Consider the following 15,127-nt stretch of genomic DNA (forward strand, 5'->3'; position numbering starts at 1 on the left):
GTTTATCCCCGTGTTCTATAGTTTGATGTTCACATGAGCTGAAAGGTCAACACTTTACTCTATTCATAGTGATAGAAGAAGGTATAGGTAGAAGCGACAAAAATAGTTAAAATCGTGCAGTTTTATTTATAATTCGCGTTTAATTGCCAATGATAAGAAATGAAAATTATAGGAAAAAAGGGGTTCAGGATGAAAAAATTTACGTTTCTTAAAGTCACGGCCATCTCAATCATTTGCATATCCACATTCGCATGCTCCAACAAGCAGCAGGAGGGGAGTAAAGAAAAGGAGAAAGCTTCCACCCCTTCCGTTAAGCTTATTGGAAAATACCAATTCGAAAATCCTCCAAAGTTAGCGAAAGATATCCATGCGGCGATGGGATCCTCGCTTCTGCATCTGCCTGGTGACCCGGATCATATTTTTTATTCTTCTTCTGACCGAGGCCCGAACGGGGAATTGACCATTAATAATGAAGAACGGAGAACTTTTCCAATCCCGACGTATACGCCTGCCGTATATAAAATCGAACTTTCTAAAGGGAAAATAAAAGTAACAGATAAAATCCAATTAAAGCTGCCAAAGGGATCCGATCCCGTAACAGGAAATGCCTTTATTACCGGTTTGCCTAATTTTAAGGAAAAAGATGAAACTCCGTATGATGCGGCAGGGAAAAAGGTGTTGTCGTATGATCCCTACGGTCTGGATACGGAGGGGCTTGCTTACAACCCTGCTGATCAAACGTTTTGGTTAAGTGATGAATACCGTCCAAGTCTTGTTCAGATGAAAAAAGACGGTACGCTTCTGCAGCGGTTAGTGCCGGCTGGAATGGAAGGGGATTTTAAAAACGCTCCTTACCTTCCCGTAAAAGCGAATTTGCCAGGTGTTTTAACGAAGCGGGAGGAAAATAGAGGATTCGAATCCGTAACCATTACTCCAGATGGACGTTACCTTTATACAATGACGCAAAGTGCTCTGACAAACCCTGATGAAAATTCGAGAATTACACGAATTTTAAAGATTGATTTGAAAACGACAAAAGTAATCGCCGAGTATGCCTATATTTTTGAGGATGGCCGAAAGCTAGGACTGGATCAACATGATATTGTCGTATCTGATCTTTTTGCAATAGATGAACACAGTCTTCTTGTCGATGAACGGGATACAGCCTCAGGAAAAGAAGCAAAATTCAAGAAAATCTATAAAATTAATCTCCAAGAGGCAACCAATATTTTAAATAAGGATAAGGGGAAAGGAAAAACGCTCGAGCAAATGAACGCAAAGGATCAAAAAGCTGCGGGAATAAAAGCAGTGGCGAAAAAGGAAGTCGTCGATCTGCTGAAATTCGGTTATCCGTATGAAAAAGCTGAAGGAATAACGCTGGTCGGAAAAAAATTAGCGGTCATTAACGATGACGATTTTGGAGTAACCGATCCGAACAGCAAAACAGAGCTTTGGTTATTCCGGTTACCATAAGTTATTGAGAGAAAGGCTCCTGTGGCAAATCTGCAGGAGCCTTTTGCTGTCCAATAAAAAAAGAATTCCCAATAAATGCCGGCTGCATACGATAATACAAGCATATTCGTTTTACGAACAACACCAACACCGGATAGTTGGTGTTGTTATATTTGCAAAGGAGTAATCCAATGACATCCAAATCCCTTATTACAGCAATCGGCACGTATGTCCCGGCTAAGCGGCTTACAAATGATGATCTTGAAAAGATGGTGGATACGAGAGATGAATGGATTGTCCAAAGAACCGGGATGAGAGAAAGAAGAATCTCCGGTGAGGCCGAGTTCACTTCCGATTTATGCATTAAGGCCGTTGAGAACCTCATGAAAACGTATGATAAAAAAGTGGATGATGTGGACATGATTATCGTCGCCACATCCACTGCGGATTACAGTTTTCCCAGTACCGCATGCAAAGTGCAGGAAGCCTTTCAAATAAAAAGCACAGGAGCCTTTGATCTGAGTGCCGCCTGTTCAGGCTTTGTCTATGCATTAACGATGGCAAATGGATTGATCTCCTCAGGTCTGAACAAAAAAATACTGGTCATTGGGGCAGAAACCATGTCTAGAGTGATCGATTATACAGATCGCACCACCTGCATTCTGTTTGGCGATGGAGCAGGAGCTGTACTAGTCGAATACAGCAAAGAAACTCCGGGCTTTAACGCGTCTATAATGGGGACAGACGGCAGCGGGGGACAGTATCTTTACCTGCCGGGGCTCACGGGCGGCAATCGATTCCTCGTACAAAACGGCCGCGAGGTATACAAATGGGCCACCCGGACAGTATCAGAAGGAATTGAACGGCTCCTGGCACAAGCAGGGATGGGAACAGACGATATTGACTGGTTCGTTCCGCACAGTGCGAACTTAAGAATCATAGAATCCATTTGCGCAAGGTCCGGAATCAGCATGGAAAAAACCCTGTACAGCGTAGAATACATGGGAAATACATCGTCCGCATCCATTCCTCTGGCATTGGATATAGGGATAAAGGAAAAGAAAGTAAAGCACGGAGATACCGTTTTGCTTTATGGGTTTGGGGGAGGACTGACTCATGCTGGGGCTGTGGTGAAGTGGGGGGTGCCGGATTTAGACGCGTAATCTTAGAAACGGCTTCTCCTCATGGGGAGTCGTTTTTTCATTGGCTATGTTAAAGCATAATGTTGTTTTTTACACCTGTTGATTGGAGCGGAAAGCGAACGCCAGCAGCGGAAATCAACAGCCAAGTTTAACAGAGCTTTTTCTTTTAAAACGAGTCGATTGTCACAGGTTACGAAACAGCAAGTATGGGAATGGAATGGATAAAATATAAATTGGAAGAGGAGTAGAATAATGGGTAAAAAAATTAGCTATGGAGCTTTAGCTTTGGTTCTCCCTTTAAGCATTTTGTCGGTTGTGTTTAAAACTAGTATTTACCTTGTGCTGCTGTTTCTTACAATGGCGATCTACTTTTTAATTGCAAGCATCTTCATGTTCAGAGAGGGAAAGAAACCTTTGGCGCTCATGGTTGGGTTTCTCGCTATTGTAATACTGGTTTTAGATTATATACTGTATAACCTTTTGCCACAGGTTAGTGGTTAATTTTACAAATTATTTACAGGTTTTATTGTAAGAATATAGGGTGATGTTAGGGATGTCGTGATAAGTCCTATAGATAGTAGGATGTAGTAACTAATAAAAAATTGTATCGTGATACCATTCTATTATCGGAGGTATCAAATGAAAAAGTTCCTGGCGTCTTTAATAGCGGGTACTACTAATTGGCATGGCCGTTCTTGCAACCCCTAAAGCCTCAACCACCACCACGTATGTAAGCGGGGACTCAAAAGACACAGTAGATGTTCTATCGGACACTGCTGAAAAAAGAATAGTAGAAACATTTGCCGGCTGCAGGTTTAGCTGTGCTTGGCTTCACGGCATGGATTGGACTGCTTTCTATTATTTCATGTGTTTAATAATTGGAGTTTTTAAATCTTAAAAACTTCTTCCCCAAAATAATCCAAACCTTCATTAATCTGAAACAAATCATAAATCCTCTTCTCCACAAAATACTTAACAATTAAATCTCTGTCTTCACTATAGGATATGGAGTATCCCGCAGCAGACAAAAGGTCTTCCAATTCATCAATGCCTAACTCCATTGCTAAAGCCAGTGAGAGGGCGGTCTTTTTGCGCGGCCTGTATCCGCTTGATCTCATCTTGGAAAAGTGCCTGCGGTCAATCCCCGCTTTTTTGTATACTTCTGAATCTGTTAAGGCTTTTTTCTCTAAGAACTCAAATAATATTTGGTTAAAACCCGGTTTCCTGTTTTTGTCTAGAAATTGTGCAATTTCCGCTTGTATTGGCTGATGGGTAGTGTAATTCTCATAAAGATTAAAGCTTGTTTCCCTGTGAGTTCGAAGGTATTCCTCTATTTCATGCAGCAATTTTTCATCCATCATCTGATCTATGCTTCCCCCTAAAATGTCGCTTTGCAGGCGACCACTTCCGGTCTGTTTTTCATTATGATTATACATGATAAACCGAGAGGAGAATTACAATGAAAGCTGGCTTAAAGGAGATTGTGTTCCTGCTTGACCGCAGCGGGTCAATGGCAGGACTTGAACAGGAAACAATCGAAGGCTTTAATTCACTTATAAAAAAGCAAACGGAACGGGAAGGCGAAACGAATGTTACAGCCGTTCTATTTGATGATCAATATGAGGTTCTCTGGAATGGAGCAGACGCAAAGGAGGTATCACTGTCAAAAGAAAATTACGATGTACGGGGATGTACCGCATTGCTGGATGCGATTGGCAAGGCGATTTTGGAAGTGGGAAGCAGGCTTCAGCATACTGAGGAAAATCAGAGACCGGATAAGGTCATGTTCGTCATCACTACGGATGGCATGGAGAATGCCAGCAGAGAATTTACTCATGACAAGGTCAAAGATCTGATTACCCATCAGCGTGAAAAATACAATTGGGAGTTTCTATTTTTAGGAGCGAATATCGATGCGTTTCATGAAGCAAATCTTCTTGGAGTCCAGCAAGATATGGTTCATGAGTTTACAGCATCAGCGGCTGGAATAGAAGCGATGTATTCCAGCGTGCAAGAATCGATCAACAAAATCGTGGAATAGAACAAGGGGGATTAAGATGGATTTTTTGGATTATAAACTTGAGATGGGTGAAACGTTGAACCCCATAACAGATGGAGATAATAAGAAAATGGTCATTTTGGACAGAGATGAAGATACTATTCATGCTGTCCTGGAATTAGGCGAGGAAAATAATTTAATCATTCATCCTCAATGGAGAATTACAATTGAAGTAGCAGGGGATAAACATTTGCGCTTCTCTACACAACTTGCGCAATTTAAAAGGTATAAAGAAAGATAGGGAGCATCCATATGGTTTACTCCCCCTCCAAATGGGAACTAGAGAGATAGAGCAATTACACAAGGAGGAACCTGAAATGAGCAAAACCATCTTCATCACAGGCGCAGGAACCGGACTGGGCAGAGGCGCAGCACTCGGTCTCGCAAAAAAAGGCCATCGCGTCATCGCAGCAACGGAAATCACCGCCCAGAAAACAGATTTGATGCAGGAAGCACAAAGCCAAGGCCTTGATATGGAGGTTTTTAAACTCGATATCACCAATGAACGGGACCGAGCTCAAATCGAAAAATATGATATTGATGTATTTGTCGCGAATGCGGCAATCAACGAAGGCGGTCCGCTAGCGGAGGTTCCGATGGACCGGTTCCGCGCCCTTTTTGAGGTGAACGTGTTCGCAACGCTTGAAACGGTGCAGCTTGCTGCCCGGAAGATGGTTCAAAAAGGCAGCGGTAAAATCGTGTTTATGAGTTCAATGGCTGGTATTTCCGCAACTCCGTATGTCGGACCTTATACCGCCACAAAACACGCAATTGAAGGAATCGCCCAGACAATGCAGGCTGAGCTGAAAGAATTCGGCGTGCAAGTAGCAACCATTAATCCGGGAGCCTATGGTACAGGCTTTAACGACCGGAGTGCAGAAGAAAAATGGAAATGGTTCGATGAAGAAAAGCATTTTACAAAGAAGGCAGACATGATCAAGCAGGCAGAAGGATTAAAAGACCAGTTTGATCCGCAGGACATGATTGAAAAAATGATTGAAATCATCCCAGCAGACCACCACAAATTCCGTACCGTTCACCCGGAAGAAACAGAGAAACAGCTGAAGGAAACGGAGCAGGAACGGTGGAAAATGGAGATTTGATACAGCTTTGTGTCATGAAAAAGACGGACCCTCGAAAATAGAGGTCCGTCTTTTTTCAGCAGTCCGTAATGATTCTAATCTTTCGGAAGAATCCCTTCAGAAATTAGCACTTGCTCAAGGGCATCCACAATCGGCTCCCTGTAATGGCGGTTCGTTAAGCTCTTTATTTCTTTCATGGCATCAACGGGATTCAAGCCTTTTCTGTATACCCGGTCAGAGGTCATGGCATCGTATGTGTCTGCAATGGCAATGATTTGGGCTTCGGTTGAGATTTGGTCTCCTTTTAGCCCGTATGGATATCCAGATCCATCGAGCCTTTCGTGATGGTGAAGGATAATGTTGCTAATATGATCATAGTATGTGGATTTTACCATTTGGGCTCCATCATAAGAGTGCTTTTTTAAAATTTCAAATTCTTTCGGAGTGAGTTTATCGGGCTTGTTCAGTATTTCTTCGGGAACATGTATTTTTCCAACGTCATGGAAAAGCGAGGCATAATATAAGTTTTCAAGCTGATCCTTCGTAAGCAGAAGGTGCTTGGCAATTTGGACAGAGCACGTTTGAACGCGGGCACTGTGCTGATAAGTATATGAGTCCTTTTCTTCTACCTGTTTAACAATTTTCGTAAGCTCTTCAATATTTTTGCTCATGTAATGAAAAACAGGCTGAGTAATAAACCAAAGCATTCTCATTTCGGTTTCCGCTTTAAAATAGGTGGCTTCTTTTAATTGATGCAGATAAAAGTAGTCACCGGACTTCAAATTTTCTCCCGAATCTTTACATACACAATGACCGGATAGGATATAAAAGAACTCCATCAATTCCGGTGTGTCACCAGGATGCACATAAAAGGTCTTACCCTCAAGGATGGTTTGCAAAATGACCTCAGCACCGTCTCCCTTAGCAAGCAAACTGTACTCAGAGCTGATATCTGTTACTTTTTCTAAAAAATCACCTTGAAAACCGAGATGAAGACCCTTCATGTACATTTGCCTCCGTTCTTAGTGGCAGACCTTAATCGGATCAATCCAGACTAAACGGCCTCCCAATTCAACCAAAGTCCACGAAGCTTCAGCTTGAATGCCTTTTTCTGCTGCTTTTTGAATCATGTCGTTCGACATTTTAAGAGTCGTATCATATAAGTCTGTTATTAATTTATCAAGATCGCGTGTGAATTTTTCAGTGCGGTCGTTGTATTTTTCTGCTTTTTTGTCCAGTCTTTCTTTCAGCTTGGCCATTTTTTCGTCCAGTTTCTTTTTCTCTTTTCCTTCTTCAGGAGCTAAAAGAGAAAGAGCGTCTAATTCTTCTTTAAGAGAAGCCATTTTGGCGCTGATTTTAGCTGTTTCTGCTTCCAGTTTACCATTAAGTGCAGCTAATTCCTTCTGAATTTTTTCGATTTTAACAGAATCGTTTGTTTTGGATAAATCGCTTTCAAGCTTGCCCGCTTGTTCTTTCAGCTTTACCACCGTGTCGCCTTCTTCTAATTTCTGAATATCGGCTAAATAAGCTGCTTCAAGTGCGTCCGCTTCGATGACCGCTTTCGCAATTTTCGCTTCAATGTCTGTGTTCGTTTTCTCGATAGAGGCCATTACTTTATCAACATCGGCAGAGCTGGTGGCTGCAAGTGCGCTTGTTCCAAAAGACGCTGACAGCATTACAGAAATTGAGATGACTAGAGCTTTTTTTAACATGTTTTTTCCCTCCGTTTTTTGATCCCTTAAGGCCTTTCAAGAGGTATTTAAGAGGCAGTGACAGATGGAGACTCATGCAGCATGCTCAAATGGTGTAAAGGGAATTTGCTCCGAATGCTTTGCATCCTAATTCTTTCATGGAATGAGCCCAGCAGGAAATATGATTCAAAAACTAGTATAAACTATCTAGTAGTATTTGACTATCAATAATTGCTTTATAAAGAACGATAATCTAAGAAAATTCAATATATTGAAAATGTGTGTTTCTTTATGTCGAATATAGGGTATATATATCATTTCTTTTTTCAGACCTTGAAAAACGGCTTGTATTCTAGTGAAGAGGACAAATTAATCAAAGTGGAGGGCTGGCCATATTCCATAGCGGCATCAATGAAATCCTCCAATGTATGAACAGATTCAGTGACGACTTTTACTAGATAGCTGAACTGTCCGGCAAGCCTGTGGCATTCCATCACCTCAGACTGACCGCTGCAGAATTCGCGGAAGGCTTTGCATCTTTTTGAATCAAATAAAATAAAAGCCGTGACGTATTTATTGATTTTTTCGGGGTTAATCACAGCTCTGTAGGCGGTAATGACGCCTTTATCTTCAAGCTTTTTAACCCTTTCCTTCACAGCCGGTACGGACAAATTGATCCGATTGCCGAGCTCCGTCATGGAAATGCGGGCATCCTCCTGAAGATGAAAAATAATTTTCTGATCCAATGCATCCATTCAAAGAGACCCTCCTTAAAATATAAATCTGTGAATGATAAAGAACGTAAAAAATGAAGTTTTTTTCTATCATTACCTCATAAACTGTATGTTAAATGATTCCAATTCGAAATACAATAAAAGGGCAAACAGATAGGAGGGGATGAGCTGTGGATAGACGTACTCCACTGCTGATCATAGATGTTCAGAAAGCCTTCGATGACCCGGGCTGGGGACCAAATGACCCTAGTTAATCTGCACGAAGAATTTGCGGAAATCCGGACGACGGAAAAAGTATTGAGAAGAGAGAGGAGCTTGAAAGATGGCGCTTGAAATGAGAACGAATTGTGAGAGATGCGAACATACACTTGATGCGCATTCCACCGCTTATATATGTACCCATGAATGTACGTTTTGCGAAGATTGTACCAAAGAAATGCACGGGGTTTGCCAGAACTGCGGGGGAGAACTGGTGAAGCGCCCAAGAGCGGGCGGAGCTTGCCCGATTAGCCGGTCTTAATATTAGCAACTTCCTGATCCATCCCTTTTCTAATTGAATTGGGATGGATCTTTCGGTTAACTGGTCCGTCATTATATACAAATATGGCTGTTTTTCTTTAGCCAAACGCGCTCATAGGCATCAGTGTAGCGTTCTTTCCAGTGCTGTTTGTACCACTTTATGTGTTCAGGAGGGACTTGTTCACCGATGATTGGCCGGTTAAAACCATTGCCCATTTGGATATTTTGATAGGAGGTTTTTTCCAGCCATGCTCTTAACAGCTCCATTATATCCCCGGCAGACCGGTTATCTGCAAACTCCATACTGTCCAATACGAGCAAGTCTCCATCTTCGCTTAGCCAAATCCATGATTGAGCCAGTAATTTTGATTTTTTTTCGAAGAGTAAAAAGCCGCTTTCCGGGTTCAATAGCCCTTCCATCATGGATGCTTCCCCGCTTCCATTTAATCGCTGGCAGCAAATGGTCAAATGGCCCAAAATAACCTGTTTCTGATCATTAGGGTCCAAAACATACGCCCTTCCATGGATGGAATCTACTCTTTCTTGCTTTAAACTGCACGTAAACGGTGTCACGAAAGAAGCTGGGTATTTTTCTTTACAACGCTCCCATTCTCTCTCTTTTCGGTTGAAAGCGAGGTATTCTTTCTGTTTAGATAAACTGCCTTCCCGCGGAAAATCCGGTTCCTCCCAATAGGCGATTCCATCATGAACGGTTTCATTCTTTGTTTTCCCTGTCTTCGATAGTACCCACTGCTCCAATTCAGGATTCTCAAAAGGGTATTTGCAGGCGATGCCAGCGGCAAAGCTGTGTAAATTTCGTTTTTTCTGCTTCATATGCAGGATTACAGATGGCAAGCGGTCTCTGAAAATAAGGCCGTATGTGATCCGATCATAAATAGAAGGGATGTCATTTTTGAGGGATAAGGCGAAGCGCATACTGCGGACATGAAAGGTCCGAATAAGCATAGGGACATTCAGTTCATCAATCATCTCAACTAAATAGATCAATATTTTCGGGACTTGATTGAACTTACATTGAAAGCCCGTATACATTTTCCAGATGGCCAAAGCGGTGTGAAAGTCATTAAATTGCTTCTTGTATTCATCATCATCCCGGCTTAATTTCTCCAGAACATTCACTAAATCTTTTGGGATGTTAAATTGAAACAACAGTTGAAAAAGTGGGTATTTTTTTTCGTATGCTTTCTCTATTTCATCGCGGCTGAAAGCCCTGAAATGATCGGTGATTTCCTCATCAGTCTCTCTGCTGTCAAAAAAATAAGAGGGTTCGGATTCTTGAGAGGACACGTTAAATAACCCCTTTCTTATTTCTAACATTTTATTGATCAAAGGGTTATGACGTGTCACTCAATTCACAAACTAGACTGATGAACACAAAAAGAAGGAAATAGACAGACAATCCGGTCGAATTCTTGTTTGAATAATGAGCCGTATAGAACCTGCCTGTAAAATTGATATAGAAAGTACGTGAGTCTATAATAATCATTAGACATTATCTAGGAGTGACCCCATGAAGGAAGCCTATTACGACCACATCATGAATGTGAAAACGGAAAGATACCAAAAAGAAATCCTGCAAGCCGTGCACTATCACTATCACCGCTACGAGCCAACACCATATCGCGCGCTCGACGCCTTATTTGAATATTATAAGCTTGAGAGCGGCGATCACGTGGTCGATTTCGGCTGCGGAATGGGACGGTTGATTTTCTATATCCATTATCATTTCAATGCCTCGGTTACCGGAATTGAAATGAACGAAGGGTTGTATGAATCCGCTCTGGAAAACCTGGATCGCTACGGAAAAAAAACCAAAAAGAACAAAGATAAAATACAATTCCAATGCTGCCTGGCAGAGGAATATTCCATTACAGATCAAGATAACCGGTTTTACTTCTTCAATCCGTTTTCCATCCAAGTGTTCATCAAAATCGTTAACAACATTCTGCTTTCAGTAGAAAAAGAACCTCGGGAAACGGAACTGGTTTTGTATTATCCATCCGAAGAATACATCCTTTTTTTAGAAAACCAGACAGCCTTTGAGCTGAAAGAAGAAGTCTATGTACCGGAGCTTTATGACATTAACCCGGCAGAGAAGTTTATGATTTATCGGCTTTCTTATTAAGGGAAATTGAATTTCTTATCTGGAGTTGATGAAATGGAAGCGCAAGTTCAAAGGGATTTTGACAATCTGGAATCGGCAGACAAAGAAATTCAATATGCAGCTTTTAAAAATATATTAGCTGTAACAGAAAAAGAAGTGAACTGGGCATATGAAGTGTGGGATCAGTTTCTACAGGACCTAAGCAATCGCAATCATCACAAAAGATCACGTGCAGCACAATTTCTTTCTCATCTGGCAATCAGTGATCCGGACAAAAGAATGCTTAATGATTTTCCCCGTTTATGGGAAGTAACGAGAGACCCCAAGTTTGTCACGGCTAGACATTGCTTGCAATCCATCTGGCGAGTAGGTTTGGCTGGAGATGAGCAGCAAGAAATGCTGATTCATCATCTCGCTAATCGTTTTACGCACTGCTCAGATGAAAAAAATCATACGTTAATTCGATTTGATCTGATTCAAGGCCTCAGAAACTTATATGATCAGGTTAAGAATGAAGAAATAAAACAAATAGCGCTTGGTTTAATAGAGGTAGAAGAAGACAGCAAATATCAAAAGAAATATGCAGCTGTATGGCGGAATACATAATAGCAAATAGAAATTCGTCTCTATTTCCTAAGAAGCTGACCGATGAAAGAAGAGTATTATAAGAAGATAGGAATTGATTTTAAATTATCCATCTGAAGAGTCATTTTTCATAAAAAACTTACCATCCTATTTGCTGTAGGAAGAAGTCTATGTACCGTAGCTTGTGATAGTAATCCAGCAGAGAAGTTTATAACATACCGTCTGTCATAATAAAGAGAACCAGGCTATGGAAGTGAAGAATCATTCCATAACCTGGTTTTTATTTTTACAATAAACGACAATTGGTAGTCGAAATGATATATGATAAAAGTAACTAAACTTAGAATGCTGGAGTGAAATACATTGGCTTATACGGTCCCTGAAACAATCCGTTCTTCTGCCACAGCTGGTGAAAGACTATTGTTTACGACATTAAAAAATTTTCTTCCGGATGATTATATTGTCTACTATGAGCCTGAGATTCATGGAAGGCATCCTGATTTTGTGATTATCGGGCCTGATCTTGGATTAGTGGTTCTTGAGGTGAAGGATTATACGCAAAATACAATTTTTCAGGTAAATACAGATACATGGACCATTGTGAACGGCAAAGGCCAGCAGGCAGCCGTTAAAAGTCCGATTAAGCAGGCAAGAGATTACATGTTTCATATTACGAATGCCCTTCAAAAGGATAAGAATTTAATTCAAACGGAGGGGCCCTATCGATTTAAATTAAAATTCCCTTCTGGATATGGTGCCGTTTTTACAAGGCTGAAGCAGGATTTTTTCGTGAGGGAAGGGCTTTATTCCGTTTGCGATCCAAATCTGGTGTTAACAAGAGACGAAATCGATCCGGATAAAGAGGAATTCTCAGAAGAAAATCTGATTGAAAAAATCATGGGGATGTTTGTCGTTCCATTCCGCTTAAAGGAACCTCTTACAAAAGAAGAGATTGATGCAATTCGGTATCATTTGTTTCCGGAAGTGCGAATCAGTGCCGAGTTCAAGCCTCCTGTTCCTTATCAGGATCAGCTCCTGCTGTCCCTGCATGAAATCAAAACGATGGATTTGCATCAGGAAAATCTGGCGAGGCAGATCGGAGACAAAAATCGCCTGATACGCGGAGTTGCGGGGAGCGGTAAAACGTTAATTTTATCTGCCAGAGCGAAATATCTATCGAAACAGCACCCGGAGTGGAAAATTCTAGTGTTATGCTACAACATCTCGCTGGCTCAGGAAATCCGGCATATGATTCGGATGAAAATGAATGAACCGGATAGTTTGTTTGATTTTGACCCGAACAATGCGGCAAATGACGGTGATTTGAAGAATATCCAGGTCTATAATTTTCACGCATGGCTGAAGCAGGAAATGAAAATCAGTGAAAAGCAGATTCCTATATTTGTTCAGAAGCTCGCTTCAGGAGAAGCCATTCTTCCAAAATATGATGCCATTCTCATCGATGAAGGACAGGATTTTGAACCGGAATGGCTCTCGCTTGCTAGCTCCGTTTTAAATCCTGATACACAAATGCTCCTGCTCGTGGAAGACCGCGTCCAAAACATTTATTCACGTAAACGTTCCTATGTACAAGATACAGGACTAAGCTTTCAAGGCCGGTCGAAAATCCTTTCTATAAACTATCGGAATACAGCGCAAATCGTAAAATTTGCCTGGGACTTTTACAGAAATCACTCTGCTCTGAAGAATAAAGTGGTTAAAGGCTCCATCGAAGGAGAAGAAATTATTTCACCTCAAAGTACGAGAAGAAGAGGGCCGGAGCCAGCAATCTTGAAAGGCAAAAACCTGAAAGAGGAAATGGGTTTCGCCATAAAGCTAATGAAGAGGCTTCATGCTGAAAAGGGCGTTCCGTACTCTGAAATGCTGATCCTTTATAGAGTAAAACGAACGTATAATCAAAACATCATTGAAACCATCCAAAAGGAATTAAAGGCTGCCGGTATCCCGAATTTCTGGCTGACGGAAAACGCAGACAGCAAACGGGGCTATGAGAAAAATCAGGAAAAGGTTGTCATCAGCACAATTGACAGCAGCAAAGGGCTGGATTTTCAGGCTGTCTTCATCGTGAATGCCGAAAACATGCCTTTTGCATTGGAGGCGAATAAGGAAAGAGAGGTATCTCTTCTTTATATCGGAATGACGAGATCAAAGGACTATTTATTTATCTCTTATTCTGGAGAGTCGGAATTCACAAATTACTTCGATAAAATAAAGGATAATCGGTTGAAGCTGAAAGAGAAGTTGGGTTCGGTTTAAGCAGAAGGATATTTCTTTTCGAATGGAGAAGTTAAACCTATTAAAGGGGGTTTTGTCCATTGAAACAGGCACTGCTAGTCATCGACACTCAAGCTGAACTGGTTGAAGGAAATGAAAACGAACAACCTGTTTATAACAAAGAGAGGCTGTTAAACACTATTAATACCCTCATTGAAAAAGCACAGCAGTCAGACATCGAGGTTATTTTCATCCGTGATTTGGATGTGGCAGGAGGGAAAAGTCCTGGGTTTGATATTCACCCGGCCATTCATGTTCCGGAAGATTCCGTTATTTTTGACAAGCGGGCGACCAATTCCTTTTACGGTACACCTTTACTAGGGTATTTGAGAGAAAAAGAGATTCAGCATCTTGTCATCATGGGATGCCAAACGGAGTATTGCATTGATACCGCGGTCCGGACGGCAACGGTTTCGGGGTTTGATGTGACACTTGTTAAGGACGGGCACTCCACAACGAATTCACCTGTTTTACCTGCTGAACAGATCATCCGGCATCATAATAAAACGCTGCACGGCCATTACAATGTGGATAATTTTTCGATTGTTCGAGAAGCAAGTGAAGACGTTTTTAGTCCGATGCATGATGGGTATCGAGCTGAGGCATGATGGAGGAGGCCAGGAGAGACGATCCGTTTCTCCTGGCTTTTTTTTACTTGGAAAGGAAGTTTTGAACAGCCGCTAAAAATTCTGGCAGGTTATCATCATGGACAAAGTGCCCGGCATCTTCAATTGTTACTAATTCGCAATTCGGAATAAGCCCGGATACTTCCTTCAATTTGTCTTGAGGAATGTGACTGGCTCCGCCGCCGATGATCAGAGCAGGAGCAGAAATATCAGGAAGGCGAGCCCACCATTTCGGATCAGGCTCGTTCAGCTGCTGCATAATAGAAGGCACCACAGGCCAATCGAATGGAAGCGGATCTGAAGGTTCTGAGGGAATATCCAATGGTTTATCCGGAAATGGAGGCGGTGTGTCTTCAACGATTAACCGTTCTACTCTCGAAGGAAAGGTTTCCGAAAAAAGATAGGATACTGTCCCGCCCATGGAATGCCCCAATAATGTAAAGGTCTCTAAATTCATCGCATCTGCAAAATGAAGCAGGTCCTCGCACATCTTTTCAAACGTGTATTGACCAGGTCTTGCGCTCCCGCCGTGCCCCCTTTGATCAAGGGCTAAAACGCGGTATTTTTCCCCCAGCACCGCCGCCGCATGATCCCAAGATTCCCCACTCATCCCAAGTGCATGAAGCGCAACAATCGGCGGGGCAGAAGCTTCCCCTGTTTCCCGATATTGAAAGGGGAGTCCGTTCAATTCGAGCTGGTTTACGCGTGTTTTCATCTTCAGTCATCTCCTTGGCAGGTTCCTGATTAGGAAGATAATTTGCTCTGAAAAACAACAAACAACATCTATAAAATGGAACAGCATGTTATATTCATAATA

At 41.8% G+C, this 15,127-nt stretch carries 17 protein-coding genes; 11 read left to right on the top strand and 6 right to left on the bottom strand.

What is annotated here, in order from left to right; all coding sequences use genetic code 11:
- Window positions 1-189: 189 nt before the first annotated feature.
- From WCV65_RS02570 to WCV65_RS02580, 3 genes are all read left to right on the top strand, one after another.
- Entirely contained in the window at window positions 190-1,473 is a 1,284-nt protein-coding gene (locus tag WCV65_RS02570; RefSeq protein ID WP_338779801.1) for an esterase-like activity of phytase family protein, read from the top strand.
- Between the two features lie 170 nt (window positions 1,474-1,643).
- Window positions 1,644-2,615 carry a ketoacyl-ACP synthase III gene (locus tag WCV65_RS02575; RefSeq protein ID WP_338779803.1) on the top strand — a complete coding sequence of 324 codons (972 nt, stop codon included), beginning with the start codon at window positions 1,644-1,646 and terminating at the stop codon, window positions 2,613-2,615.
- A gap of 231 nt (window positions 2,616-2,846) precedes the next feature.
- Window positions 2,847-3,095, top strand: coding sequence for a hypothetical protein (locus WCV65_RS02580; protein ID WP_338779805.1), 249 nt, complete (start codon window positions 2,847-2,849; stop codon window positions 3,093-3,095).
- A 386-nt stretch (window positions 3,096-3,481) separates the two neighbouring features.
- Here the strand turns inward: WCV65_RS02580 and WCV65_RS02585 are convergent, their stop codons facing one another.
- The gene (locus tag WCV65_RS02585) at window positions 3,482-3,955 is read right to left on the bottom strand and encodes a helix-turn-helix transcriptional regulator (RefSeq protein ID WP_338779807.1); all 474 of its coding nucleotides are present in this window, start codon (window positions 3,953-3,955) and stop codon (window positions 3,482-3,484) included.
- 98 nt (window positions 3,956-4,053) lie between these two features.
- Here WCV65_RS02585 and WCV65_RS02590 point away from each other — a divergent pair, with 98 nt between their 5' ends.
- The 3 genes from WCV65_RS02590 to WCV65_RS02600 all read left to right on the top strand — a co-directional run bounded on the left by WCV65_RS02590 (window position 4,054) and on the right by WCV65_RS02600 (window position 5,756).
- A complete protein-coding gene (locus WCV65_RS02590) occupies window positions 4,054-4,635 on the top strand; it encodes a vWA domain-containing protein (protein WP_338779809.1) in 582 nt (193 codons plus the stop codon).
- A gap of 16 nt (window positions 4,636-4,651) precedes the next feature.
- Window positions 4,652-4,894: a hypothetical protein gene (locus WCV65_RS02595; protein ID WP_338779811.1), complete on the top strand. Its 243-nt coding sequence runs from the start codon at window positions 4,652-4,654 to the stop codon at window positions 4,892-4,894.
- A 76-nt stretch (window positions 4,895-4,970) separates the two neighbouring features.
- Window positions 4,971-5,756 (top strand): SDR family oxidoreductase, encoded by a 786-nt coding sequence (locus tag WCV65_RS02600; RefSeq protein WP_338779813.1) that lies wholly within the window; start codon window positions 4,971-4,973, stop codon window positions 5,754-5,756.
- A gap of 74 nt (window positions 5,757-5,830) precedes the next feature.
- Here the strand turns inward: WCV65_RS02600 and WCV65_RS02605 are convergent, their stop codons facing one another.
- The 3 genes from WCV65_RS02605 to WCV65_RS02615 form a co-directional block, all read right to left on the bottom strand.
- The gene (locus tag WCV65_RS02605; RefSeq protein WP_338779815.1) at window positions 5,831-6,739 is read right to left on the bottom strand and encodes an HD-GYP domain-containing protein; all 909 of its coding nucleotides are present in this window, start codon (window positions 6,737-6,739) and stop codon (window positions 5,831-5,833) included.
- Window positions 6,740-6,757: 18 nt separating this feature from the next.
- Complete coding sequence (locus WCV65_RS02610) at window positions 6,758-7,447, bottom strand: hypothetical protein (protein WP_035407559.1); 690 nt, start codon at window positions 7,445-7,447, stop codon at window positions 6,758-6,760.
- Between the two features lie 305 nt (window positions 7,448-7,752).
- Window positions 7,753-8,181 carry an Lrp/AsnC family transcriptional regulator gene (locus WCV65_RS02615; RefSeq protein WP_338779819.1) on the bottom strand — a complete coding sequence of 143 codons (429 nt, stop codon included), beginning with the start codon at window positions 8,179-8,181 and terminating at the stop codon, window positions 7,753-7,755.
- 301 nt (window positions 8,182-8,482) lie between these two features.
- Between WCV65_RS02615 and WCV65_RS02620 the strand changes: the two genes are divergently transcribed.
- Window positions 8,483-8,680, top strand: coding sequence for a DUF1272 domain-containing protein (locus tag WCV65_RS02620; protein WP_338779821.1), 198 nt, complete (start codon window positions 8,483-8,485; stop codon window positions 8,678-8,680).
- A 71-nt stretch (window positions 8,681-8,751) separates the two neighbouring features.
- On the opposite strand, the gene WCV65_RS02625 is transcribed toward WCV65_RS02620, so the two are convergent.
- Window positions 8,752-9,987, bottom strand: coding sequence for a hypothetical protein (locus WCV65_RS02625; RefSeq protein ID WP_338779823.1), 1,236 nt, complete (start codon window positions 9,985-9,987; stop codon window positions 8,752-8,754).
- A 223-nt stretch (window positions 9,988-10,210) separates the two neighbouring features.
- On the opposite strand from WCV65_RS02625, the gene WCV65_RS02630 reads away from it, so the two are divergent.
- From WCV65_RS02630 to WCV65_RS02645, 4 genes are all read left to right on the top strand, one after another.
- On the top strand, window positions 10,211-10,825 hold the full coding sequence (locus tag WCV65_RS02630) for a class I SAM-dependent methyltransferase (RefSeq protein WP_035407551.1): 615 nt from the start codon (window positions 10,211-10,213) through the stop codon (window positions 10,823-10,825).
- Window positions 10,826-10,858: 33 nt separating this feature from the next.
- Complete coding sequence (locus WCV65_RS02635; protein WP_338779826.1) at window positions 10,859-11,410, top strand: hypothetical protein; 552 nt, start codon at window positions 10,859-10,861, stop codon at window positions 11,408-11,410.
- A gap of 342 nt (window positions 11,411-11,752) precedes the next feature.
- A complete protein-coding gene (locus WCV65_RS02640) occupies window positions 11,753-13,666 on the top strand; it encodes a 3'-5' exonuclease (RefSeq protein ID WP_338779828.1) in 1,914 nt (637 codons plus the stop codon).
- A 59-nt stretch (window positions 13,667-13,725) separates the two neighbouring features.
- Window positions 13,726-14,292, top strand: a complete 567-nt coding sequence (locus WCV65_RS02645; RefSeq protein ID WP_338779830.1) for a cysteine hydrolase family protein — start codon at window positions 13,726-13,728, stop codon at window positions 14,290-14,292.
- Window positions 14,293-14,335: 43 nt separating this feature from the next.
- Here the strand turns inward: WCV65_RS02645 and WCV65_RS02650 are convergent, their stop codons facing one another.
- On the bottom strand, window positions 14,336-15,025 hold the full coding sequence (locus tag WCV65_RS02650; RefSeq protein WP_338779831.1) for an alpha/beta hydrolase: 690 nt from the start codon (window positions 15,023-15,025) through the stop codon (window positions 14,336-14,338).
- Between the last annotated feature and the right edge of the window lie 102 nt (window positions 15,026-15,127).

It is taken from the genome of Metabacillus sp. FJAT-52054 (genome assembly GCF_037201815.1).
Taxonomy (GTDB): domain Bacteria; phylum Bacillota; class Bacilli; order Bacillales; family Bacillaceae; genus Metabacillus_B; species Metabacillus_B sediminis.

Coding starts and splice junctions, on each gene's coding strand:
- WCV65_RS02605 (WP_338779815.1), bottom strand. CDS start 6,739: ATGAAGGGTCTTCATCTCGGTTTTCAAGGTGATTTTTTAGAAAAAGTA.
- WCV65_RS02595 (WP_338779811.1), top strand. CDS start 4,652: ATGGATTTTTTGGATTATAAACTTGAGATGGGTGAAACGTTGAACCCC.
- WCV65_RS02580 (WP_338779805.1), top strand. CDS start 2,847: ATGGGTAAAAAAATTAGCTATGGAGCTTTAGCTTTGGTTCTCCCTTTA.
- WCV65_RS02600 (WP_338779813.1), top strand. CDS start 4,971: ATGAGCAAAACCATCTTCATCACAGGCGCAGGAACCGGACTGGGCAGA.
- WCV65_RS02615 (WP_338779819.1), bottom strand. CDS start 8,181: ATGGATGCATTGGATCAGAAAATTATTTTTCATCTTCAGGAGGATGCC.
- WCV65_RS02635 (WP_338779826.1), top strand. CDS start 10,859: ATGGAAGCGCAAGTTCAAAGGGATTTTGACAATCTGGAATCGGCAGAC.
- WCV65_RS02610 (WP_035407559.1), bottom strand. CDS start 7,447: ATGTTAAAAAAAGCTCTAGTCATCTCAATTTCTGTAATGCTGTCAGCG.
- WCV65_RS02650 (WP_338779831.1), bottom strand. CDS start 15,025: ATGAAAACACGCGTAAACCAGCTCGAATTGAACGGACTCCCCTTTCAA.
- WCV65_RS02585 (WP_338779807.1), bottom strand. CDS start 3,955: ATGATGGATGAAAAATTGCTGCATGAAATAGAGGAATACCTTCGAACT.
- WCV65_RS02620 (WP_338779821.1), top strand. CDS start 8,483: ATGGCGCTTGAAATGAGAACGAATTGTGAGAGATGCGAACATACACTT.
- WCV65_RS02590 (WP_338779809.1), top strand. CDS start 4,054: ATGAAAGCTGGCTTAAAGGAGATTGTGTTCCTGCTTGACCGCAGCGGG.
- WCV65_RS02630 (WP_035407551.1), top strand. CDS start 10,211: ATGAAGGAAGCCTATTACGACCACATCATGAATGTGAAAACGGAAAGA.
- WCV65_RS02570 (WP_338779801.1), top strand. CDS start 190: ATGAAAAAATTTACGTTTCTTAAAGTCACGGCCATCTCAATCATTTGC.
- WCV65_RS02575 (WP_338779803.1), top strand. CDS start 1,644: ATGACATCCAAATCCCTTATTACAGCAATCGGCACGTATGTCCCGGCT.